Origin of the sequence: Halorussus marinus (genome assembly GCF_004521895.1) — an archaeon.
Lineage (GTDB): Archaea > Halobacteriota > Halobacteria > Halobacteriales > Haladaptataceae > Halorussus > Halorussus marinus.
Window position 1 is genome coordinate 63,634 of the sequence record NZ_SBIR01000002.1, and the last position, 21,438, is coordinate 85,071.

Annotated in this window: 20 protein-coding genes; 7 read left to right on the forward strand and 13 right to left on the reverse strand. The window is 68.7% G+C overall.

All coding sequences use genetic code 11. The annotated features are described in order from the left end of the window. Nucleotides 1–44 precede the first annotated feature (44 nt). Genes EPL04_RS02570 through EPL04_RS02580 form a run of 3 tightly spaced genes read right to left on the reverse strand, consistent with a single transcriptional unit; the run spans nucleotide 45 to nucleotide 3,575 of the window. The gene (locus tag EPL04_RS02570) at nucleotides 45–689 is read right to left on the reverse strand and encodes an HAD family hydrolase (RefSeq protein WP_134669147.1); all 645 of its coding nucleotides are present in this window, start codon (nucleotides 687–689) and stop codon (nucleotides 45–47) included. A 32-nt stretch (nucleotides 690–721) separates the two neighbouring features. After that, entirely contained in the window at nucleotides 722–1,876 is a 1,155-nt protein-coding gene (locus tag EPL04_RS02575) for an acyl-CoA dehydrogenase family protein (RefSeq protein ID WP_134669149.1), read from the reverse strand. Between the two features lie 37 nt (nucleotides 1,877–1,913). Beyond that, a complete protein-coding gene (locus tag EPL04_RS02580) occupies nucleotides 1,914–3,575 on the reverse strand; it encodes a long-chain fatty acid--CoA ligase (RefSeq protein WP_134669151.1) in 1,662 nt (553 codons plus the stop codon). 142 nt (nucleotides 3,576–3,717) lie between these two features. Between EPL04_RS02580 and EPL04_RS02585 the strand changes: the two genes are divergently transcribed. Continuing rightward, nucleotides 3,718–4,446: a PHP-associated domain-containing protein gene (locus EPL04_RS02585; protein WP_134669674.1), complete on the forward strand. Its 729-nt coding sequence runs from the start codon at nucleotides 3,718–3,720 to the stop codon at nucleotides 4,444–4,446. Nucleotides 4,447–4,470: 24 nt separating this feature from the next. On the opposite strand, the gene EPL04_RS02590 is transcribed toward EPL04_RS02585, so the two are convergent. From EPL04_RS02590 to EPL04_RS02605, 4 genes are all read right to left on the reverse strand, one after another. Next, nucleotides 4,471–4,953 (reverse strand): metal-dependent hydrolase, encoded by a 483-nt coding sequence (locus EPL04_RS02590; RefSeq protein ID WP_134669153.1) that lies wholly within the window; start codon nucleotides 4,951–4,953, stop codon nucleotides 4,471–4,473. Nucleotides 4,954–5,031: 78 nt separating this feature from the next. After that, nucleotides 5,032–5,541, reverse strand: a complete 510-nt coding sequence (locus tag EPL04_RS02595) for a CinA family protein (RefSeq protein ID WP_134669155.1) — start codon at nucleotides 5,539–5,541, stop codon at nucleotides 5,032–5,034. 52 nt (nucleotides 5,542–5,593) lie between these two features. Beyond that, nucleotides 5,594–6,175, reverse strand: a complete 582-nt coding sequence (locus tag EPL04_RS02600) for a GNAT family N-acetyltransferase (RefSeq protein WP_134669157.1) — start codon at nucleotides 6,173–6,175, stop codon at nucleotides 5,594–5,596. 74 nt (nucleotides 6,176–6,249) lie between these two features. Further along, nucleotides 6,250–6,555 (reverse strand): DUF7565 family protein, encoded by a 306-nt coding sequence (locus EPL04_RS02605; RefSeq protein WP_134669159.1) that lies wholly within the window; start codon nucleotides 6,553–6,555, stop codon nucleotides 6,250–6,252. A 243-nt stretch (nucleotides 6,556–6,798) separates the two neighbouring features. On the opposite strand from EPL04_RS02605, the gene EPL04_RS18585 reads away from it, so the two are divergent. Next, a complete protein-coding gene (locus EPL04_RS18585; protein WP_167599397.1) occupies nucleotides 6,799–6,945 on the forward strand; it encodes a hypothetical protein in 147 nt (48 codons plus the stop codon). A 199-nt stretch (nucleotides 6,946–7,144) separates the two neighbouring features. Here the strand turns inward: EPL04_RS18585 and EPL04_RS02610 are convergent, their stop codons facing one another. After that, entirely contained in the window at nucleotides 7,145–8,515 is a 1,371-nt protein-coding gene (locus EPL04_RS02610; RefSeq protein ID WP_134669161.1) for a geranylgeranyl reductase family protein, read from the reverse strand. A gap of 128 nt (nucleotides 8,516–8,643) precedes the next feature. Here EPL04_RS02610 and EPL04_RS02615 point away from each other — a divergent pair, with 128 nt between their 5' ends. Next, a complete protein-coding gene (locus EPL04_RS02615) occupies nucleotides 8,644–8,973 on the forward strand; it encodes a 2Fe-2S iron-sulfur cluster-binding protein (protein ID WP_134669163.1) in 330 nt (109 codons plus the stop codon). Here EPL04_RS02615 and EPL04_RS02620 read toward each other — a convergent pair whose 3' ends face one another. Genes EPL04_RS02620 through EPL04_RS02630 form a run of 3 tightly spaced genes read right to left on the reverse strand, consistent with a single transcriptional unit; the run spans nucleotide 8,974 to nucleotide 11,569 of the window. Then, nucleotides 8,974–9,786 (reverse strand): aminoglycoside N(3)-acetyltransferase, encoded by an 813-nt coding sequence (locus tag EPL04_RS02620; protein WP_134669165.1) that lies wholly within the window; start codon nucleotides 9,784–9,786, stop codon nucleotides 8,974–8,976. Nucleotides 9,787–9,788: 2 nt separating this feature from the next. Beyond that, nucleotides 9,789–10,382, reverse strand: a complete 594-nt coding sequence (locus EPL04_RS02625) for a flavin reductase family protein (RefSeq protein ID WP_134669167.1) — start codon at nucleotides 10,380–10,382, stop codon at nucleotides 9,789–9,791. Nucleotides 10,383–10,435: 53 nt separating this feature from the next. After that, a complete protein-coding gene (locus tag EPL04_RS02630; protein WP_134669676.1) occupies nucleotides 10,436–11,569 on the reverse strand; it encodes an MBL fold metallo-hydrolase in 1,134 nt (377 codons plus the stop codon). A gap of 132 nt (nucleotides 11,570–11,701) precedes the next feature. Here EPL04_RS02630 and gatB point away from each other — a divergent pair, with 132 nt between their 5' ends. Further along, nucleotides 11,702–13,186, forward strand: a complete 1,485-nt coding sequence (gene gatB, locus EPL04_RS02635; RefSeq protein ID WP_134669169.1) for an Asp-tRNA(Asn)/Glu-tRNA(Gln) amidotransferase subunit GatB — start codon at nucleotides 11,702–11,704, stop codon at nucleotides 13,184–13,186. 119 nt (nucleotides 13,187–13,305) lie between these two features. On the opposite strand, the gene EPL04_RS02640 is transcribed toward gatB, so the two are convergent. Beyond that, entirely contained in the window at nucleotides 13,306–14,703 is a 1,398-nt protein-coding gene (locus EPL04_RS02640; RefSeq protein WP_134669678.1) for an MATE family efflux transporter, read from the reverse strand. A gap of 311 nt (nucleotides 14,704–15,014) precedes the next feature. On the opposite strand from EPL04_RS02640, the gene EPL04_RS02645 reads away from it, so the two are divergent. From EPL04_RS02645 to EPL04_RS02655, 3 genes are all read left to right on the forward strand, one after another. Continuing rightward, nucleotides 15,015–17,528, forward strand: a complete 2,514-nt coding sequence (locus EPL04_RS02645; RefSeq protein WP_134669171.1) for a DNA topoisomerase I — start codon at nucleotides 15,015–15,017, stop codon at nucleotides 17,526–17,528. Between the two features lie 170 nt (nucleotides 17,529–17,698). After that, the gene (locus tag EPL04_RS02650; RefSeq protein WP_134669172.1) at nucleotides 17,699–18,325 is read left to right on the forward strand and encodes a hypothetical protein; all 627 of its coding nucleotides are present in this window, start codon (nucleotides 17,699–17,701) and stop codon (nucleotides 18,323–18,325) included. A 202-nt stretch (nucleotides 18,326–18,527) separates the two neighbouring features. Then, a complete protein-coding gene (locus EPL04_RS02655) occupies nucleotides 18,528–19,226 on the forward strand; it encodes a phosphoglycerol geranylgeranyltransferase (RefSeq protein WP_134669174.1) in 699 nt (232 codons plus the stop codon). Here the strand turns inward: EPL04_RS02655 and EPL04_RS02660 are convergent. Next, on the reverse strand, nucleotides 19,223–21,436 hold the full coding sequence (locus EPL04_RS02660) for an amino acid permease (RefSeq protein ID WP_134669176.1): 2,214 nt from the start codon (nucleotides 21,434–21,436) through the stop codon (nucleotides 19,223–19,225). The two genes, EPL04_RS02655 and EPL04_RS02660, sit on opposite strands and share 4 nt — an antisense overlap. Between the last annotated feature and the right edge of the window lie 2 nt (nucleotides 21,437–21,438).

The following is a 21,438-nucleotide window of genomic DNA, read 5'->3' on the forward strand; positions in this document are numbered from 1 at the left end:
ATTCACGAACTGCAAACTGAATAAAACCGTATCACCAACTGCTGTTACACTCGATCGAGCACTTCCGGGACCTCACGGAGCGACTCGACGACGGCGTCGGCTCGATCTGCGCCGTCCGCGGGGTCCTCGGCGAGGTAGATGCCGGCGAAGCCGGCGGCCTGCGCCGGGAGCACGTCGCGTTCGAGGTCGTCGGCGACGAAGGCGTACTCGTCGGCCGACAGTTCGTCTCTGGCCGCCGCGAAGATCTCGGGGTCGGGCTTGGCCGCGCCAACGTCGCCCGAAACCACGACCGCGTCGAGCCGATCGGCGAGGCCGTACCGGTCGAGCTTCCGGCGCTGGACCCGCTCGGAGCCGTTGGTCAGCACGGCCGTCGGGCAGTCGAGGGCGTCGAGCGCCTCGCGGGCGCCCGGCCGGGGCTGGGCGGCGTCGACCTCCCGATCGACGTAGGCCGACGCGAGCTCGTCGAAGTCGGCCACGAAGTTGAACTCCTCGCAGAGGTCGGCCATCGCCGCCCGGGTGGGTTCGGGGTGACACTCCTCGAGGTACTCGAAGAACACCTCGGTGTAGTACTCGTGGTAGTCGGAGTCGGGACTCACGCCCGCGTCCGAGAGGGCGGTTTCGAAGACCGACTCGAAGTCCGCCGGGAGTTCGACGAGCGTTCCGTCGAGGTCGAAACAGACTGCGCGCATGGCAGGGACCTCACACCCCACCGACAAAAGTCTCAGGACTGCCGATACACGAGGTTTCGCTGGATCTCGTTTGCGCCCTCGTAGATAACCGGGATGCGAACGTCCCGATACACCCGTGCGATCCGCCGGTCTGTCAGGATCGAGCGCCCGCCGTGGAACTGCATCCCCTGCTCGGCGCAGTCGGTCGCGGTCTCGGTCGCCTTCACCTTGCTCATCGCGGCCCACCGACCGGCGTTCTCGCCGTCCCGGACCTTCTGGGCGGCCCGGTAGGCCAGCGCGCGGGCGGACTCGAACTCGATCTGCATGTCGGCGAGGCCGTGCTGGACCGCCTGGAAGTCAGCGATGGTGCGGCCGAACTGCTCGCGGTCGTGGACGAACGACCACGCCTCCTCGATGGCGGCCGCCGCGAGCCCGAGCCCGTGGCCCGAGACGACCACGCGACCGAAGTTGAAGAACTCGGCGAGCATCATGAACCCGGCGCCCTCGTGGCCGACGAGGTTGTCGGCCGGGATCCGGCAGTCGTCGAAGACGATGTGGGCCTGCTTGCTCGCGCGCATCCCCATCTTCTCGGGGATGTGCTCGGCGTCGTACCCGTCGGCGTCGGTCGGGACGATGAAAAGCGAGTGGTTGCCGTAGCGGTTGTCGGGGTCCTCGCCGGTCCGGGCGTAGACGGTGAGCCAGTCGCCCTCGACGCCGTTGCCGATCCAGTACTTCTCGCCGTTCAGGACCCACTCGTCGGCGTCCTCGTCTTTCTCGGCGGTCGTCTCCATCCCCGAGAGGTCGCTCCCGGTTTCGGGCTCGGAGACCGCCAGTCCCGTGAGCTGGTCGCCCTCTGCGACCGGCCGGAGGTACGCCTCTTTTTGCTCGTCGGTGCCGTACTTCTCGACGATCTCGGCGCCGAAGCTCGCGAGCTGGAGCGACAGCGCGATCCCCGCGTCGGCCCGGAACCACTCCTCGGCGACCGCGAGCATCTCGACGACGTCGAGGCCCCGGCCGCCGTACTCCTCGCCGATGTCCTGTGCGACGAGGCCGGCGTCCCGGCCGGCCTCCAGCACGTCCCACGGGTACTCGCCCGCCCGGAAGCACTCCTCGGCGTTGGGCGCGACGTGTTCGTCGGCGAACTCGCGGGCCTCCTGTTTGACGTCTCGGGCGTACTCCGGAACGACGTCCGCGGAGAGCAACTCCATACCGGACGAAGGGACCGCGACGTGAAATAGCTCGGGGCTACTCGGACTCCTCGTCGGGGGCCGCCTCCTCGGGGACCGCCCCGTCGACGAGCGAGTGGTCGTCGTACTGGTCGCGCAACACCTTCTTGTCGAACTTGCCGGTCGCGGTCTTGGGGACCTCCTCGATGAACACGACCTCGTCGGGCGCCCACCACCGGGGGTACTCCTCGCTGATCGCGGCCAGTAGCTCGTCTTTGAGCGTCTCCTGATCGGTGCCCGCGGTCGGGACGACGAACGCGACCGGCCGCTCCTGCCAGCGCTCGTGGGGGACGCCGACGACGGTCGCCTCCGCCACGTCGTCGTGGGCCATCAGCGCGTTCTCGAGTTCGAGCGAGGAGATCCACTCGCCGCCGCTCTTGATCACGTCTTTGGCGCGGTCGACGATGTTGATGTAACCGTCCTCGTCGACGGTCACGACGTCACCGGTCTTGAGCCACTCGCCCTCGAAGTCCTCCTCGTTGGCCTCGGGCCGTTTGAAGTACGACTGGGTGACCCACGGCCCCTTGATGTAGAGTTCGCCGAAGTCCTCGCCGTTCCACGGCACCTCCGTGCCGTCGTCGTCGACGACTTTGAACTCGAGGCCGGGCACGATGAGCCCCTGTTTGCCCTGCTTGTCGTACCGGCTGTCGGCGTCCCACTCCTCCATGCCGTCTTTGAGGTGGGAGACGCTGCCGATCGGCGCGGTCTCGGTCATCCCCCACGCGTGGAGCACCTCGACGTCGTACTCCTCGTCGAACCGCCGGATGACCGACTTCGGGGCGGCGCTCCCGCCGATGACGATGGTTTCGAGCGACGAGATGTCGGCGTCGTTGTCTTCGAGGTACTCCAGCAGTCCGAGCCACACCGTCGGGACGCCCGCGGTGAAGGTGACCCCTTCGGACTCGATGAGGTCGGCCAGATCGGCGGGGTCCGGCGACGGGCCGGGGTAGACGTGGGTGGCGCCGGCGGCGGTCGCCGAGTACGGCATCCCCCACGCGTTGACGTGGAACATCGGGACGACCGGCATGATGACGTCCGACTCGTCGAACTGGAGTCCCTGCGGGGTCAGCGACGCCATCGTGTGGCCCCACAGCATCTGCTGGGTGTACTCGACGCCCTTCGGGTCGCCGGTGGTGCCGGAGGTGTAACACATCCCGGCGGGCGTGTCGCCCGACAGGCTCGGCCAGTCGTAGTCGGTCGACTCGTCGCCGACGAACGACTCGTAGTCGGTCACGGGCGCGAGGTCGGTGTCGGGCACCTCCTCGTCCATCACGACGAACTGCTCGACGCCGTCGAACGCCGCCGAGTCGGCCGCGCCTTCGAGCTTTTCGACCAGCGAGGCGTCGACGAAGATGAGTCGGTCGTCGGCGTTCTCGACGATGTGCTCGATGTGGTGGTCGGGAAGCAGGGGGTTGATCGTGTGGAGCTGTCGGCCCGAGTTCGGCACGCCGAAGTACGTCTCGAAGTGGCGGTGGTGGTTCCAGCAGAAGGTCGCGACCCGTTCGCCGGACTCGATCCCGGCGGCGTCGAGGGCGTTCGCCAGGCGGGCGGTGCGGTCCTCGAAGGTCGCGTAGTCGTAGCGCTCGATCCCGCGGTTGGTGCGCGAGACGATCTCGGTGTCGGGGTAGAGGTTGGCCGCGCGCCACAGGAACGGTCGGAGCGTCGTGTCTGCGCCTCCCATACCGTCGAGTTGGTGCCCGGATTGATAGGGCTTGCTACCACAGTCGACTACCGGCGGGGAGTTTACTCCACGAATCAGAATCGTTATCACCGAAGTGTCGAAACGAGATGACGTGACGGAGGCCGACCCGTTTCGGGTGGACTTGCACGTCAAGGTGCTCGACGAAGGCGTCGTCGAGCGGGCGAAAGCCCGCGGGCTCGACGCGATAGCGTACGCGCCACACTTCACCCGGCTCCCCGACGTCCGCGAGCGCGCCCGGCGGTTCTCCGACGAGGACCTGCTCGTCGTCCCGGGCCGGGAGGTCTTTACCGGGTCGTGGCGCAACCGCAAGCACGTCCTCGCGCTCGGGCTCGAGGAGCCGGTGCCCGACTTCATCTCGCTCGGCGACGCGATGGCGGAGTTCGACCGTCAGGACGCCGCGGTGCTGGTCCCGCACCCGGAGTTTCTCACGGTTGGTCTCGACGCCGGTGATCTGGCGGCCTACCGCGACCGGATCGACGCGGTCGAGGCGTACAACCCCAAACACTGGCGACACCACGACCGGCGGGCCCGCGGGCTGGCTCGGGAGTACGACCTCCCGGCGTACACCTCCTCGTACGCCCACCTCCGGCGGACGATCGGCGAGGCGTGGGTCGAGTTCGACCGCCGGGTCGACTCGGCGCGGGCGCTCGTCGACGCGCTCAGAGACGGCGTCGAACGCCGGGTGGTCCACCGGACGGGATTGGGCCACCGGCTCCGGTGTGCCGCGGAGTTCGCCCACCTCGGGTGGGAGAACTCCTGGAAGAAGATCGATCGGCTGTTCCTCTCGGGGACCGAACCCACCCACCCCGATCACATCGTGTACGACGGTCGCTTCGAGGGCGTCTACTGAGCCGCCGCGGGTCCGTCGCGGCGGTCAGACGAGTCCGGCGACGACGGTCGTGATGTCCTGAACCGGCACGTCGAGGTGGACGACCGCCGCGATGGCCGCGAGTTCGAGACCGGTGACCGCGACGGTCACCGCGGTCGCCCGGTCGCTGGAGACCGCGACGCCGACCGGGAGGTTGTACTCCTTCGAGTACGGGTAAAAGAGGGCGATACCGCGCTTGCTCCCGATCACGTCGAGGACGTAGTGGGTGGCGACGCCGATCCAGACGTAGTGGAGATTACCGAAGTAGACGGGGTAGGCCGCGATGACCGCCAACACCGGGAGGTTGTGGAGCGTCTTGCGGTGCTTGCCGAACGCGGTGTCGACGTCCGGGAACAGCGCGCCGAGCACGACTGGCACCGACACCTCGGCGATCATCCGGAACGTCGGCACGTCGCCCGCCGGGTAGATGATGTACCCGAGTCCGATGCTCAAAAGCACCGCGTTCAGGACGTGTCCCTCCTTGTTCATGGTCGGACCTCCGTCGCCTCGTCGTCGCGTCGCGGGGGCATGTCCGATGCCTTCGCCGGAGGGGTGACAAGGTTTTCCCTATCGGAGTTCGGCGCGGAGGTCCTCGAGCGCCCGGCGAGCGATCTGTTCTTTGATCGCCCGGCGGTCGCCGTCGAACTCGTAGCGCGAGACGGTCGCGTACGACTCCTGGGTGCCCCAGTCGGCGGCGTACGCCACGCCGACGAACACGGTCCCGACCGGCTTCTCGTCGGTCCCGCCGGTCGGCCCGGCGATCCCGGTGGTGGCGACGCCCCACGTCGCGTCGGCCACGTCCCGGACCCCGCGGGCCATCTGGCGGGCGACCGGTTCGCTGACCGCCCCGGACTCGTCGAGGCTCTCACGAGAGACGCCGAGGTGCTGGCGCTTGGCGTCGTACGAGTAGGTGACGAGACTCCGGTCGAAGTAGTCGCTCGATCCGGCCACGTCGGTCAACAGCGAGCCGATCAGGCCGCCGGTACACGACTCCGCGACCGCGACGGTCTGGTCGGCCTCCCGGAGCGGGTTCCCGATCCGTTCCTCGATCGGCGGGTCGTCGGCGTGTTCGCGCATGGCCGGACCGAGGGACGCGGACAGAAAGAATGTGTGGGCTCCGGCGGGGCGGTCACCCGCCGGTGTCGTACTTGTAGGTCGCGGAGTCGGGGTCGATGCCGAAGTCCTCGGCCGACTCCTCGGGCTCGCCGTCGTCGTCGGTCGGCTGGGCGCCTTTGAACCGCTCGCGGAGCCGGTCGGGCATCTCGAACTCCGCGACGGCGAGACGCATCCCGACTGCGTCGGGGTCGAGGTTCTCGCGTTTGGTTTCGAGGCGCTCGACGAGCCGTTCGGGCAGGTCGGCGGCATCGGCGCCCTCGAAGCCGAACTGCGCGAGGTAGTCGGTCGCGCTCGTCAGCGAGTAGACGGTCTCGAACGACTGATCGCGGGCGTGTTCGACCAGTCGCTCGACGACGTGGGCGCCGACGCCCTGCCGGCGCCACGAGTCCAGCACGCCGATGCTGGTGAGCTCACAGAACTCGCCCTCGTCGGTCTTGTGGATGCGGATGCGGCCGAACCCGGCCTTCTCGCCCGACGCCTCGTCGATGGCGACCACGTAGTCTCGCGAGCGGAACGCGGTTTCGTCCAGCCCCATCTCCTCGATGTGGTCGAGCAGCCAGACCTCCTCCCTGTTTTTCGCGTCCCGGACGTACATGGGTGTCCGTTCGCCGCCGTACGGTAAAAAGGGTGGCGCTCGCCCGAGTCGGGCGCGGCCGGAGCCGACCGGAGTCAGAGCCCGCCGGTCACCTCGTCGAGGCGGTTTACGACCTGCTGGAGGTCGGCCGCGTCTTCGATGGCGTCGCGTGCGCGCTCGCGCTGGCGGACCTCCGCCGCGCTCGCGCCGTAGGCCCGGACGTACTCCGCTCGCGAGTGCTCGTTGAACGCGTGCCGGATCGCGAAGTAGCCGTCGGGGACGACCGACCCGCACACCTTGCACTCGCGGCGCTTGTGGTCGGTCGTCTGGTGGACGATGGCTTCCTCGACGTCGTCGAATTCCTCGCCGCAACCGTCGATGGCGCACTCCCAGTCGCTCATGAGCGGGTGGTCGAACTCCCCCGGTAAATCTCTTTCCGCCCGACCTTTTGCTGCGGGCGCGGCACGAGCGCCGCGCCCTTGCAAAAGCTCGATCAAAAACACTGCGTCACCCCCTTCGGGGGTTCCTTGGTCCGCTCGCTCGGGCTTCGCCCTCGCTCGCGGTGCGATTGCTGGAGTAACTGTGGACTGTCGAGGCGGCGCGACTTCATCAGACCTTTCTCGGCGACTCGCCTTCGTGGATGTATGAGCGACATCGAAGACGCAGTAGACGAGTTCCTCCGCGAGACGGATACGGTGTTTAGCGAGTACGAACAGGGGTATATGGACGCGGACGCGGCCCTAGAGCGTATCGAGAACCATATCGGGACGCTGCGAGAGCAGCGGGAGTAGCGACTCTCGAAGCAGCCTGACTAACCGCCGTTGAGTACCTGCAGTCGCACCGCGAGCGAACGGAGTGAGCGAGCGGACCAAGGAACCGTCGACCGAACGCCCGAGCGAAGCGAGGGCGGGAGGGAGGCGGTGACGCCGTGTTTTTGATCGAGCTTTTGCAAGGGCGGCGTGTTCAGGCGCCGCCCGCAGCAAAAGGTCGTTAGTATTTAGGCTCGGCGCCGGTCGTCGCGTAGATGTCGTCCATGATCGCGTCCCGGCGGGCCTGCCACGCCGAGAGCCGGTCCGGCGAGGAGGGGTAGTCCCGATAGTGGTCGATGAGGTCGTCGGCGTGGCGCTTGGTCTTGTAGAGGTCGTAGATCAGGTCCCAGTGGCCGATGGACTTGATCGCGGTCTGGACCTTGAGCCACCAGCCGACGTTGGCGCTCCCCGAGTAGAGCGCCTCGGCGAGCTTGTCGGAGGGGAGCGCGCCGAGCAGTCCCATGAGGTCGTCGACGTCGACCGCGGTCGAGAAGACGTTGTACACGTCGAGGCCGGCGTAGCGCGCGCCGAAGTGGTCCATGACGCGCTCGTTGTACTCCCAGAGGGCGTCCTCGCCGACGTCGCCGTCCTCGATCGCGTCGATCGCGGCCTCGGCGGCGTACTTGCCGGCGTAGGCCGCGCCCGCGATCCCGCCGCCGGTAGTGGGGTTGACGTGGCCGGCCGCGTCGCCGACCGCCACGAACCCGGGCGCGACCGCCGAGTCGTAGGGCCGGCGGGTCGGGAGCGCCGCCCCGAGTTTGTCCTCGACCGTCGCGCCCGCGAACTCCGGCCGATTGCGGAGGTCGCGCTTGAGGTCGTCGACGAGGTGCATCGGCTCCTCGTTCATCTGGAAGCCGAGCCCGGCGTTGATCTCGGTCTCGGTCCGCGGGAAGTACCAGAGGTAGCCCGCCGCCCGTTCGGTCGGCTTGAACACCAGCGCGTCCGACCACTCGACCGGCTCCTCGACTTCGACGATCTCGCGGTAGGCCGAGCAGAACTGCGAGTAGGTGACGTTGGTGTCGAACGTGCTCTGGTCGAGGTCGGCCTTGTCCTGGAGGATCGACAGCGAGCCGGCGGCGTCGACCACCACGTCGGCGTTGTACCGCTGGACGCTCCCGTCGCGTTTGCCCCGGACGCCCGTGACCCGACCGTCCTCGCGCTGGGTCACGTCTTTGACGACCGTGTCGTAGTGGAACTCGACGCCGGCGCGTTCGGCACCCTCGATGATCGACCGACCGTACTCCCACCGGTCGATGACCGCGAGTTCGCCCGGCACCGGGATCTCGAGGACGGTGTCCTCCTGTGGGATCTCGAACCGGCCGTGGTCGACGTCGGTGTTGGTGAACGACGACGCCAACTGGGACTTCGGGATGGCCTCGGGAAAGGCGTCGGCGCCCTTGAGCGCGTCGCCGCAGGCGATGTGGCCCGCCTCCTCCTCGTCCTTCCGCTCGACGACGACGACATCGTAGCCCGCGTCGCTGGCGGTGGCGGCGGCGTAACAGCCGGCCGTTCCCGCGCCGACGACGACGACGTCGTGCTCGTGAGTAGCCATACCTTCGGGTACGAGACGCAGGGGGCAAAACTCTTTATACGCGGAATTTGGAATCTGTCGGGCGCGAGCCGACGCGACGCGGTCGCCGGGAATAAAGAGTGAAGTGTCGGAGTTGTCTACTCCGGAGTATGGCCGACTATACCGTCGAGTTCGCCGGGACGGGCGAGACCGTCGAGGTCTCGGACACCGAGACGATCCTGAGCCGCTGTATCGAGGAGGGCATCGCCCAGGAGTACTCCTGTCGGGTCGGGATGTGTCTGGCGTGTTCGGCCGAGATCGTCGAGGGAGAGGTGACCCAGCCCGCGGCCCGGGGACTGACCGACGAGGAGGCCGAGTCGTACGCGCTGACCTGCATGGCCCGCCCGCAGAGCGATCTGGTGCTCGACCGCGGGAAGTACCCGCCGAGCATCGACGACGAGGCGGCGGCCAGCGAGGCGCCCGCGGCCGACGACGACTGATCACCGACGAGTTCTCTCGAACCACTCGACCGCGTACTCGACCAGCGGGCGCTGGTCGAGAAGTCGCGCCTCGGCGTGGCCCACTCGCCCGCGAGCGACCGCGTCCGGCCGATCGCGCTCGAACGCCCGACCGAGGTCCGCGAAGTCGCCGCCGTCGTAGTCGGGGCGCTCGAACTCGATCCACGCTCGCTCGCCGTCGAGCAGGACGGGCGCGCCGTCGCTCAACACCGTCTGGTCGAACCGCGCGCGGTGCTCGGCGAGGTGGAGCGAGGTGTCGCTGTCGTGACCGACCCCGAGCAGTAGCACCGACCCACCGCGGTCGTACACCGCCGCGAGCGGCGATTTTTCCCCGAGTCCGCCGTCGTAGGCGTGGTCGGCGACGACGGCGTCTGCGTCCGCGCCTCGCGCCGCGAACGAGTAGATGGGGTGGCGACTCCGGACGACGCCGGGCGACGACCGGAACGTCTCGGGGATCGCGCCCATCCCGCGGGTCGGCGACACGTCGGGGCGGTACGGCGCCATCGAGGTCCGGATCCCGCCGGACGCGCCGTCGGGAGCCGTCGAGTTCTCCCAGTCGGTCGGGTCCGCGTACTGGGGCGAGTGAGTCGGCATCACCAGCGTCCCCGCCGCTGAGACGGCGTCAAACAGCGCGTCGACGACCGCCCGAGCGCCCCCGGGGACCCACCCGAGCGAGGACAGCGACGAGTGGACCAGCAGGGTGTCGTCCTCACGAACACCGAGCGACCGGAGGTCGTCGGCGAGGCGCGAGACGGTCACGGGGTCGGATCGGTCGACGGCGTCGGCTCCGATCATGCTTACGGGGGTCGCTCCAGCGCGAACTGGTCCTCGATCGTCGTGTAGCGGCTCCCCGAGAGCCGCCCCACCGCGTCGAGCTTCGTGGTGTCGAGTTTGCCGTCGGTCGTCACCTCGTCGGCGACGTGGACCCACTCGACTTCGCCGAGAATCATCGTCGAGTCGCCCACGGCGACCATCTCGTACAGCGAACACTCGAAGGCCACGTCAGTTTCGGCCACCCGCGGGGGCGTCACCGTTCGGGAGTCGGCCCGCGCGAGGCCGGTGTCGTCGAACTCGCTCTCGCCGGCGGGGAGGGTCGCGCTCGTGGCGTTCATCGACTCGGCGAGCGGTTCGGTGACGACGTTGACGACGAACTCCTCGGTCGCCCGGACGTTCCGGGGCGTGTCTTTGAGCCCCTCCGGGGCGTCGTCGTCGTTCACCGGAGCGAACATCACCACCGGCGGCGCGACCGACACGACGTTGAAGAAGCTGTACGGCGCGAGGTTGTCGACGCCGTCGGAGGTGGTCGTGCTGACCCACGCGATCGGGCGCGGGACCACCGCACCGGCCAGCGTCCGGTAGAGCGAGGACAGCTCGTCCGGGTCGAGTTCCATACCTCCGGAACGGCCCGCGAGAATGAAGGGATTGCGGTCGCGGTTCGCCGGTCTCAGTCCGGGGTGACCGCGCAGTTGTTGGGCCCGAGTTCGAGTTCGAACGCCGCCTCGTCGTCGACGCGCTCGGTCCCGAGGTTCGCCGGAATGATCCGCTCGTAGTTGGCGGGTCGGGGCGGAAGCGAGTCGGTCACCCGCGAGACGAACGCCTCGCGGTCGGCGGCCAGCGAGATCCGCTCCCGAACCGTCGAGAGCGCCGCGGCGTGGGCCTCCCCAGAACCGACCGGCGCGTCGGGCGATCGGTGGCCCGGCGCGACCACCGTCTCGTCGGGGAGCGCGAACAGTCGATCCCGGAGGGTGTCGTACAGCGATTCGGCGAGGTCGGCGGCGCCGTCGGCGCCGCGTTCGAGGTCCGGGCGGCCGAACCCGTCGAGAAACAGCGCGTCGCCGGTGAAGATCGCGTCGCCGAGTCTGAGCGCGGTGAGCTCAGTGGTGTGGCCCGGGGCGTGGAGCGCGGTGAGGGTCGCGTCGCCGACCCGGAGCTCGTCGCCCTCAGCCAGCAAGCGCGCGTCGAACGCCAGCCCCCGGTCGCGGGCGCCCGCCGGGAGAACCGCCTCGACGCCGTCGCGTTCGGCGAGCGTCCGAACGCCCGAGAGGTGGTCGGCGTGGACGTGGGTGTCGACGGCGTGGGTCACCGCGGCGCCCCGAGCCTCGGCGTCGGCGACGTACCGGTCGGCGAACGCCCGGAGCGGGTCGACGACCGCGGCCGCCCCGCCGGAGACGACGAGGTACGACAGACAGCCGCTCGCCGGTCGGTCGTACTGGACGACCGTCGCATCCGCGGACGCCGCCGGGAGTTCGCTGGCGACGTACACCCGGGCCCAGCCGTGCATCCCGCCGGCGAGGTTCCGGGCGTCGATCCCCGCCGCCCGGAGGTGGTCGGCGACGGTCGCGCTGACCTCGCCGCGGGGACAGACCGCGATCATCGGCGAGTCGAGGTCGAGGTCGGCCGCGAACTCGTCGATCTCGCCGCGGGCCTTCGCGGCGGCGAACTCCGAGTAGGGGACCTGCGTCGCCGTGACGGTCTCGCCCGCGATCCGCCACGCCTCGAACTCGTCGCGATTTCGGACGTCGAGCAGGTGGACGGGATCGCCGCGAGCGAGCGTGTCGTACAGCTCCTCGGGCGACAGCGAAGGGGTGTCGTCGGTCACGCCCGGCGATACGGGCCGCGCGGTCAAAACGCTGTGGCAGACCGGGGTCGGCTCGGAGCCGCCCGCTCGCTCCCGTAGCCTTTTAACGCTCACACCCCGAACGGCCGGGTAATGACTGCTCAGGCTGTCCAGCAGGAGGACCTCGCGGTCGTCATCGGACTGGAGGTCCACGTCCAGCTGGAGACCGACACGAAGATCTTCTGTGGCTGTTCGACCGACGTGGCCGACGACGAGCCCAACACCCACACCTGTCCGGTGTGTCTCGGCCTGCCGGGAGCGCTCCCCGTCCTGAACGAGGCGGCCGTCGAGTCGGCGGTGAAGGTCGGGAAGGCCATCGACGCCGACGTCCCCGCGGAGACGGCGTTCCACCGGAAGAACTACTTCTACCCCGACCTCCCGAAGGGGTTCCAGATCACCCAGTACGACGCGCCGATCTGTCAGGACGGCGAGCTCGAAGTCGAGGTCGAGGGCGAGCGCAGGACCGTCGGCATCCGGCGCGCCCACCTCGAAGAGGACCCCGGGAGCCTCCAGCACGAGGGCGGGAGCATCGACACCGCCGATTACACGCTGGTCGACTACAACCGCGCGGGCGTCCCGCTGATGGAGATCGTGACCGAGCCCGACTTCCGGGGCGCGGCCGAGGTCCGGGCGTTCCTCGCGAAGCTCGAAGAGGTGCTCGAGTACCTCGGCGTGTTCGACAGCCAGCGCGACGGGAGCCTCCGGATCGACGCCAACCTCAGCGTGGTGCCCGGCGAGGAGATCGACGACGGCGCGATCAGCGACGAGGCCCTCGAAGACGCAAACCGCACCGAGGTCAAGAACATCTCCAGCCACAAGGGCGCCGAGAAGGCGCTGTCCTACGAGGCGACCCGCCAGAAGAACGCGGTCAAGCGCGGCCGCGAGGTCGCCCAGGAGACCCGCCACTGGGACGAGTCGCGAGGCATCACCGTCTCGATGCGCTCGAAGGAAGAGGAGAAAGACTACCGGTACTTCCGGGAGGCCGACCTGCCGCCCCTGCGGGTCAGCGACTGGAAGGAACAACTGGAGATTCCCGAACTCCCCGACGCCCGCCGCGAGCGGTTCCGCGAGGAGTACGGCCTGAGCGCGGAGGCCGCGAGCAAGCTCACCTCGACGAAGCAGGTCGCGGACTTCTACGAGGACGTGGCCGGCGAGTACGACCCCGACCTCGCGGCGACGTGGGTCGCGGACAACCTGCTCGGCGAACTCAACTACCGCGACATGGCGATCACCGACGTCGCCGACCGGCTCGGGGAGTTCAAGCGACTCGTCGAACTGGTCGCCGACGGGGAGATAACGACGAAGAACGCCGAGGAGGTCGTCCTCCGCGAGATGCTCGACGAGGGCGACGACCCCGAGACCGTCATCGACCGCGAGGGGCTCGGGAAGGCCGACGAGGGCGCCGTCGAGGGAGCCGTCGCGGCCGCGATCGAGGAGAACCCCGACGCGGTCGAGGACTACCACGCCGGCGAGGACGGCGCGCTCAACTTCCTCGTCGGGCAGGTGATGCAGAAGACCGGCGGGAGCGCCGACCCCGGGTCGGTCAACGGGCTGTTGCGCGAGCGCCTCGACGAGTAGCGGACGGGCGACGCGTCGGTTCTCGGACCGCGAGGGGCGCGCCGCGCTCCCGTCTCGACCCTGTCGCGGCGTGCTGTCAGATCACGCGACGAGGTGGCCGCGCCTTCCGATTTAAGTCCTCAGTCGCCGGGCGTGGCCGCCGGCTCCTTCTCCACGACGCCGCGTTTCCACCGGCCGAGCGCGAACCACAGGACGCCGACCACGAACGACCCGATCGCCGACGCCGCCCACGACCACCAGAGGCCGGTGACCCCCCAGCCGAACCCCGAGAGGGTGAGCCCCGCGACGGTGACCGTCCCGCCGTAGGCGAACAGCACCGCGAGCGGGATCCGGAGCACCCACCGCGAGAGGAACGATAGGGCCATCGCGACCAGCGTGTCGCCCGCGCCCCGGAACCCGCCCTGTACGACCATCAGCCCGCCGAAGAAGGCGAGGAACGGGCCGATGATGCGCAGAAACCGCACGCCCTCGGCGACGACCGCCGGGTCGCCGATGAAGATCCGCATCGCCGCCCCGGGGAAGGCGAACATGAGCCCGCCGGCCCCGAACAGCACCGCCATCGTCCCCGCGGTCGCCTTCCAGGTCACCTCAGCGGCCCGGTCGGGGGTGTCGGCGCCGAGGTTCTGGCCGACGCCGGTCGCGGCCGCCTGTCCGACCGCGCCCGAGACGGTCCACGACACCGACATCAGCCGGACGCCGACCCCGTAGGCCGCGGTCGGGATGGGCCCGAACCGGGCGACCAGCGCCGCCATCGCGACCGCGGCGAAGCTCCGGGCCGCGCCGTCGACGGTCGCGGGCGAGCCGACGGTGACGAGCTTCTTGAGCACCGGCCAGTCGGGCCGGAGATCCGCCAGCCGGAGCCGGACGCCCCACTCGCCTTTGACGAGGATGTAGACGCCCACGATCGCGACGAGGACCCGCGAAATCAGGGTCGCCACCGCCGCGCCGCGAGTGCCCCACGCCGGGAACGGGCCGTACCCGAGGATCAGGAAGGGGTCGAGCACGACGTTGAGCCCCGCCGAAAACACCATCAGCCACATCGCGGTCTTGGTGTCGCCGGCGCCCCGGAGCACCGCCCGGAAGACGAAAAAGAGGAAGGTGAACGGGATCGCGACGAAAAGCACCTCGATGTAGGCGAGCGCCGCGGTGTAGACCTCCCCGCGCGCGCCGACGAGCGTGACGAGGGGCTCGCGGAACGTGTAGCCGGCCGTCGCCAGCGTCACCGACACCGCGACCGTGAGCAACAGCGTCTGAGCGACGACGTTGTCGGCCTGTCGGTCGTTGCCCGCGCCGACGTGCTGGGAGACCAGCGCGACCGAGGCCGCGGTCAGTCCCATCGCCACCGAGACGAACATCCACGAGGTCGGGAACATCAGCGAGACCGCCGCGACCGCCTCGGGGCTGACTCGGCCGACCCAGAACATGTCCGCGAGGTTGTAGAACGTCTGGAGGAGGTTGCCCGCGACCAGCGGCCACGCGAGGCTCGTCAGTTTCGGCGTGATCGCTCCGGTCGTCATGTCGACGCGGCTGTCGGTGCTCTCGGACACTACTCAGTGGTCAATCGGGCGATCAGTTCTTAAACGCGCGGGTTCCCCGTCGGACCTGCCGGGAGTCGCGGTCGGCGTCGCGGGGGTCGCGAGCGGCCGGTCGCCACGCGTCAGGCGCCCGCGGCGGACCCGCGCGTGAGCGCGTCTGTCCCGCCGCCCGCTTGCGATTTCTCGCGGCGAAAGCTTTAGGCGGTCTGTTGTCCTACCGGGAACACGATGACCGACCAGCGACCCCCGGCGGGCCTTCGCGCCGGGCGACGCGAGCCGACCGGAGGTGGGGCATGGAGCTGATAATCACCGAGAAGGACAACGCCGCCCGGCGCATCGCCGCGATTTTGAGCGGCGAGTCGGCGGAGGCCGAGCGGCGAAACGGCGTCAACGTCTACAAGTGGGGCGGCAAGCGATGCATCGGGCTGTCGGGCCACGTCGTGGGGGTCGACTTCCCCGACGAGTACAACGACTGGCGCGACGTCGAACCGGTCGAGCTCATCGACGCGCCAATCGAGAAGAAAGCCACCAAGGAGAACATCGTCCGCACCCTCCGACTGCTGGCCCGGGACGCCGATCAGGTCACCATCGCGACCGACTACGACCGCGAGGGCGAACTCATCGGCAAGGAGGCCTGGGAGCTCGTCCGGGAGGCCAACGACGACGTGCCGATCCGGCGGGTCCGGTTCTCCTCGATCACCGAAAACGAGGTCGTCGACGCGTTCGCCGACCCCGACGAGCTCGATTTCGACCTCGCGGCCGCGGGCGAGGCCCGCCAGGAGATCGACCTCATCTGGGGCGCGGCCCTGACCCGATTTCTCTCGCTTTCGGCCCGCCAGCTCGGCGAGGACTTCATCTCCGTCGGGCGCGTCCAGAGCCCGACCCTCAAGCTCATCGTGGACCGAGAGCGCGAGATCGAGGCGTTCGACCCCGAGGACTACTGGGAGCTGTTCGCCGACCTCCTGAAAGAGACCGACGAGGAGACCGCCGAGTTCGAGTCCCAGTACTTCTATCTCGACGAGGACGACAACGAGGCCGAGCGCGTCTGGGACGAGGCGGCCGCCGAGACCGCCTTCGAGGCGCTCGAAGCCGCGACCGAGGCGATCGTCGAGCGCGTCTCGCGGCGGACCCGGACCGACGACCCGCCCGCGCCGTTCAACACCACCCAGTTCATCCGGGCGGCCGGGAGCCTCGGCTACTCGGCCCAGCGCGCGATGAGCATCGCCGAGGATCTCTACACCGCGGGGTACGTCACCTACCCCCGGACCGACAACACGGTGTACCCCGACGATCTGGACCCCGAGGAGTTGCTCGACGCCTTCGCCGGGGACTACCACTTCGGCGACGACGCCGAGGACCTGCTTGGGGCCGACGAGATCGAACCGACCGAGGGCGACGAGGAGACCACCGACCACCCGCCGATCCACCCGACCGAGGACGTCCCGACGAAGGGCGAACTCGACGACGACGAGTGGGAGGTGTACGAGCTGGTCGTCCGGCGGTTCTTCGCCACGGTGGCCGAGTCGGCGACGTGGGAACACCTCAAGGTCGTCGCGGGCGTCGAGGCCGACGGCGACACCCACCGGCTCAAGGCCAACGGCAAGCGCCTGCTCGAAGAGGGCTACCACGCGGTCTACCCCTACTTCAACAGCACCGAGAACTACGTCCCGGACGTGACCGAGGGCGAGTCCCTCGCGATCACCGACGCCCGCATCGAGGACAAACAGACCCAGCCGCCCCGGCGGTACGGCCAGTCGCGGCTCATCGAGACCATGGAGGAGCTTGGGGTGGGGACGAAGTCGACCCGCCACAACACCGTCGAGAAACTCTACGACCGGGGCTACGTCGAGGGCGACCCGCCGCGCCCGACCCAGCTGGCGAAGGCGGTCGTGGAGGCCGCCGAGGAGTACGCCGAGTTGGTGGTCAGCGAGGAGATGACCAGCGACCTCGAAGCCGACATGACCGCCATCGCGGAGGGCGAGGCCGACCTGAACGAGGTGGCCGACGAGTCCCGCGAGTACCTCCAGCAGGTGTTCGACGAGCTTCGGGACTCCCGCGAGGAGGTCGGCGACCTGCTCCAGAAGTCGCTGAAGGCCGACAAGACCCTCGGGCCGTGTCCCGACTGCGGCGAGGAGCTACTGGTGCGCCAGAGTCGTCGGGGGTCGTACTTCGTCGGCTGTGACGGCTACCCCGACTGTGAGTACACCCTGCCGTTGCCAAACACCGGCAAGCCGCTGATCCTCGACGAGACCTGCGACGACCACGACCTCCACCACGTCAAGATGCTCGCGGGCCGCCAGACGTTCGTCCACGGCTGTCCACTCTGCAAGGCCGAAGAGGCCGACGAGGCCGACGACGAGGTCATCGGCGAGTGTCCGGACTGCGCCGACGAACACGGCGGCGAACTCGCCATCAAGCACCTCCAGAACGGCTCGCGGCTGGTGGGCTGTACGCGCTATCCCGACTGCGACTACTCGCTGCCGCTCCCCCGTCGGGGCGACATCGAGGTCACCGACGAGCGGTGCGAGGAACACGACCTGCCCGAGCTGGTGGTCCACAACGGCGACGAGCCGTGGGAACTGGGCTGTCCGATCTGCAACTACCGGGAGTTTCAGGCCCGCGACAGCGAGTCGGGCACCGACCTCGAGAGCCTCGACGGCATCGGCGCGAAGACCGCCGAGAAGCTCGAAGCCGCGGGCATCGAGAGCGTCGACGACCTGAAAGACGCCGAGGTCGAGACGGTGGCGTCGGAAGTGCAGGGCGTGAGCGAAGACCGGCTCCGGAGCTGGCAGGCGAAAGCCGACTAGGTGTAAGGGAGTCCGGAGTCGCTGTCTGGAAGCGAGACCGGACCCGAGACACCCGGTTCGGTAGGGTCGTGGTGTTTGCTCTCCGGCGCGGCACCTATCAGAATCAGACCGGTTTGGAGGAGAGTTGTAGAATGCATTACTATTATGTTCGAGCCTCGGATCTCTCCGGTATGTCCCTCGCCGACAGCGGACGGCCCGAAATCGAGCGCTGGACTGGGCGACTACTGGGGGTCGCTGGCGCGATCCTCTTGGTCGAGGCCGCCAGTGGCCTCTACAGTGAGAGTCTGGCCGGCGTTCCGTTTTCGTGGGCGCTCTCTGCGATTCCGTTCGGCATCGGATTCGCCCTCGCACCGCTCGTGTTGCTCAGGTCGTATCAGTCTCTCGCCGACCGCACCCCGATGACAGCGATCGTCGGGGTTGCGTTCGTGGCGTCACTACCGGTGGGGACCATCGTCTTGGTTGGGTGGGCGAGCCTGGCGCGTGCCAGCGATCTCGTACCCAACGTGACTGTCCTGCCGGTCACGATCAGTACCGCCTTTTTCACGCTTTTGGGCCTGTTTGCGATTGGTATCGCGGCGTTCGGAGTCGTTTTCCTCCGGGACGACCGAACCCGGTTGCTCGGTGGATCGCTGGTGCTGTTTGCGTCCGGGTGGGCCATCCCGCTGGCTGTGGCAAAACTGTCGGGCGCATATCCATCGTGGCTCGCGGATGTGCTGGTCGTCTCGGTGGCGACGAGCATGCTCGTCGTCGGCTACGCCTTTCCACCGACCGAACCCGATCGTGGTTGGCACAACTAATCGCGCCACAGTGCGGGCGGGAGGAAGTGACAAGCGAGATTCCGTGACGGCGTCTGGCCGGGAAAAGCGAACGCAGGCTCGGGGACTCTGCTCTTTCGGCGGTTTTCGATCGAGCGTTTGCAAGGGCGACGCGTTCAGGCACCGCCCGCAACGAAAGGTCGTTCCGAAGGGGTTTTAGCCCGCCTCGAGGTTAACTCGAACAATGACTGCACCGTGGGACGACTGGGACCACGTCCTGAAGATCGACCCCGACAAGCGTCTCGTGGAGGGCGAGACCTTCGAGGACGTCTGTCGGACCGGAACCGACGCGCTCGAAATCGGCGGCACGCTCGACGTGACCAGCGAGAAGATGGAGCAGGTCATCGACGCCTGCGCGAAGTACGACGTCCCCCTGTATCAGGAGCCGAGCAACCCCGCGGTCGTCGTCGAGGACGAGGCGCTCGACGGCTACCTCGTGCCGGTCGTGCTCAACGCGGGCGGCGTCTCGTGGGTGACGGGCGCACACAAAGAGTGGGTCCGGATCACCGACGTCGACTGGGACCGGACGACGACCGAAGCCTACATCATCATGAACCCCGACGCGAGCGTGGCCGAACTCACCGGCGCCGACTGCGACCAGTCGGTCGAGGACGTGGCGGCCTACGCCGAACTGGCCGAACAGATGCTCGGCCAGGAGATCGTCTACGTCGAGTACTCGGGCACCTTCGGCGACCCGGAGGTCGTCGCGGCGGCTCAGGAGGCGCTCGACGCGGCCACGCTCTTCTACGGCGGCGGCATCCACGACTACGACTCGGCGTACGCGATGGCCCGGCACGCCGACACCGTGGTCGTCGGCGACCTCGTCCACGAGGAGGGCGTCGACGCGGTCGCAGAGACCGTCGACGCCGCGAAAGACGCCTAGAAGGCGAGTCGTTCGAGGAGTTTTCCGACCGGCCCCGGACGCCGCGACCGGTGGGGGTACACCTGGATCGAGGGCGTCTCGGACTCGTCGACGATCTGTTCGTGCGAGCGACTCCACAGGGTCCGGCGGACCTGTCCGCCGTCGTCGCCCACGACCGCGATGTCGACCGCGTGGGTCGCGTCGGCCAGATCCGCCAGCGCGTCGCCGTCGGTCTCGACGAGTCGAGACTCGACCGGCACCGAACAGACCGATTCGAGTTCGGCGTGGTAGTCCCGGAGCGTCTCGCGGCGTTCGGGCGTGGCCGACGGCGAAACCGGGTAGAGCAGTTCGATCTCCGCGCCCACTTGCGCCGCGAGCGCGTTCGCGACTTCGACCTTCAGCGGGTCGTAGGGGCCCCGATCAGTGACGATGCCGAGCACGCCGACGGCGTCGAACCCCCGGTCGTCGACCGCGAGCACGTCGCAGGGCGCGTGGTCGAGGACCCACTCGAAGTCGTTGCGCAACAGACCGAACCGGCGCGGCGTCGAGTCGCGTTCGAGCACGATCACGTCGGTATCGTGGTGGTCGGCGAAGTTGACGACCGCGTGCTTGGTGTCGTGGCTCACGATCTCGCCGTACTCGACGGGCACGTCGACGTCGGCCGCGAGCCGGTCGGTCCGTTCTTCGAACCGGATGTCGGCCGGCGACTGGGTCGCCGAGGCCTGTTCGAGGGGCGTCTGGTCGGGCACCTCGTCGAACTGGACCACCCGGACCGTCCCCGAGCCCTGCCTGACGAGGTCGGCCGCGACGCCGAGGAGCGCGGCCTCACGCTCCTCTGAGGTGTCCTCGGTGACGGGGACGAGCACCTCGTAGCCGCCGGCGCCGTCGACCGCCGAGCGGGTCCGTTCGACGACGCGCCGGCCCATCGACCGCCGGACGGCGTCTCTGGCGACGCCCTCGCGGTCGATGCGGTCGCGGACGTAGACGACGTACCACACCGCCGACCCCGCGATGATAGCCGCCGACCCGAGCAGCGCCACGGTCCCCATCTGGGTGAGGAGCGCGAGGCCGCCGACCGCGCCGAACGCCTGCGTCCACGGGTAGAGCGGCGACTCGAACGCCGGGTCGTAGTCCTCGACGTCGCCCTCGCGGAACGCCACGACGGCGACGTTGATGAACACGAACACGAGGATCTGGAACGCGCTGGCGAGCTTCGCGATGTCGAGGATCGGGACGAACGCGATCAGCGCGAGCATCACCACGCCGGTGAGCGAGATGGCGCGCGTCGGCGTGTTGAACCGATCGCTGACGGTGCTGAGCGAGTCGGGCATCAGCTTGTCGCGGCTCATCGCGAGGGGGTACCGCGACGACGAGAGGATGCCGGCGTTGGCGGTGCTCACGAGCGCCAGCACCGCCGCGACGACGACGATGACGACCCCGGGCTGGGCGAGCGCGACTTCCGCGGCGTCGGCCATCGGCGTCAGCGACCCGGACAGCGCCTCGCCGGGCACGATCCCGACGACGACGAACACGATGAGAACGTACAGCAACGTCGTGAAGCCCAGCGAGCCGAGGATCCCGAGCGGGATGTTTCGGTCGGGGTTCTCGACTTCCTCGGCGACGCTGGCGATCTTCGTCACACCCGCGTAGGAGACGAACACGAGTCCTGTCGCGGCGAACAGTCCGCCGGCGCCCTTCGCGAAAAAGCCCTCGTACTGGGCGGCCTCGATCGACCCGGCCCCGCCGCCGACGAACCAGACGAGCGCGGCGAGCATCGCGGCGACGATGCCGACCTGGAGCCGGCCGGTCTGCTTGGCGCCGAGCATGTTCACCGCGACGAGGAAGGCGGCGAGTCCGAGCGCCACCGGCTTCACCGGGAGGTCGAACAGTACGACGAGGTACGGAACCCCACCGACGAGCGCGAGCGCGCCCTTGAACGACAGCGAAAACCAGGTTCCGAGCCCGGCGATGGTGCCCAGTAGCGGGCCCATCCCGCGTTCGATGAAGATGTAGGTCCCGCCGGCTTCGGGCATCGCAGTCGCCATCTCGGCCTTGCTCAACGCCGCGGGGAGCACGAGGAGGCCCGCCGCCAGATACGCGAGGATGACCGCCGGACCCGCCATCTTGAGCGCGAGCGCGGGGAGGATGAAGATACCGCTGCCGATCATCGCGCCGATGCTGATAGCGATCACCGCGAACAGTCCGAGGTCTCGTTCGAGTTCCTTTCCCATGG

Coding starts and splice junctions, on each gene's coding strand:
- EPL04_RS02625 (WP_134669167.1), bottom strand. CDS start 10,382: ATGGAACTCGACCCGGACGAGCTGTCCTCGCTCTACCGGACGCTGGCC.
- EPL04_RS02595 (WP_134669155.1), bottom strand. CDS start 5,541: ATGCGCGAACACGCCGACGACCCGCCGATCGAGGAACGGATCGGGAAC.
- EPL04_RS02610 (WP_134669161.1), bottom strand. CDS start 8,515: ATGGCTACTCACGAGCACGACGTCGTCGTCGTCGGCGCGGGAACGGCC.
- EPL04_RS02575 (WP_134669149.1), bottom strand. CDS start 1,876: ATGGAGTTGCTCTCCGCGGACGTCGTTCCGGAGTACGCCCGAGACGTC.
- EPL04_RS02605 (WP_134669159.1), bottom strand. CDS start 6,555: ATGAGCGACTGGGAGTGCGCCATCGACGGTTGCGGCGAGGAATTCGAC.
- EPL04_RS02600 (WP_134669157.1), bottom strand. CDS start 6,175: ATGTACGTCCGGGACGCGAAAAACAGGGAGGAGGTCTGGCTGCTCGAC.
- EPL04_RS02580 (WP_134669151.1), bottom strand. CDS start 3,575: ATGGGAGGCGCAGACACGACGCTCCGACCGTTCCTGTGGCGCGCGGCC.
- EPL04_RS02650 (WP_134669172.1), top strand. CDS start 17,699: ATGTCCCTCGCCGACAGCGGACGGCCCGAAATCGAGCGCTGGACTGGG.
- EPL04_RS18585 (WP_167599397.1), top strand. CDS start 6,799: ATGAGCGACATCGAAGACGCAGTAGACGAGTTCCTCCGCGAGACGGAT.
- EPL04_RS02615 (WP_134669163.1), top strand. CDS start 8,644: ATGGCCGACTATACCGTCGAGTTCGCCGGGACGGGCGAGACCGTCGAG.
- EPL04_RS02640 (WP_134669678.1), bottom strand. CDS start 14,703: ATGACGACCGGAGCGATCACGCCGAAACTGACGAGCCTCGCGTGGCCG.
- EPL04_RS02655 (WP_134669174.1), top strand. CDS start 18,528: ATGACTGCACCGTGGGACGACTGGGACCACGTCCTGAAGATCGACCCC.
- EPL04_RS02645 (WP_134669171.1), top strand. CDS start 15,015: ATGGAGCTGATAATCACCGAGAAGGACAACGCCGCCCGGCGCATCGCC.
- EPL04_RS02570 (WP_134669147.1), bottom strand. CDS start 689: ATGCGCGCAGTCTGTTTCGACCTCGACGGAACGCTCGTCGAACTCCCG.
- gatB (WP_134669169.1), top strand. CDS start 11,702: ATGACTGCTCAGGCTGTCCAGCAGGAGGACCTCGCGGTCGTCATCGGA.
- EPL04_RS02620 (WP_134669165.1), bottom strand. CDS start 9,786: ATGATCGGAGCCGACGCCGTCGACCGATCCGACCCCGTGACCGTCTCG.
- EPL04_RS02590 (WP_134669153.1), bottom strand. CDS start 4,953: ATGAACAAGGAGGGACACGTCCTGAACGCGGTGCTTTTGAGCATCGGA.
- EPL04_RS02660 (WP_134669176.1), bottom strand. CDS start 21,436: ATGGGAAAGGAACTCGAACGAGACCTCGGACTGTTCGCGGTGATCGCT.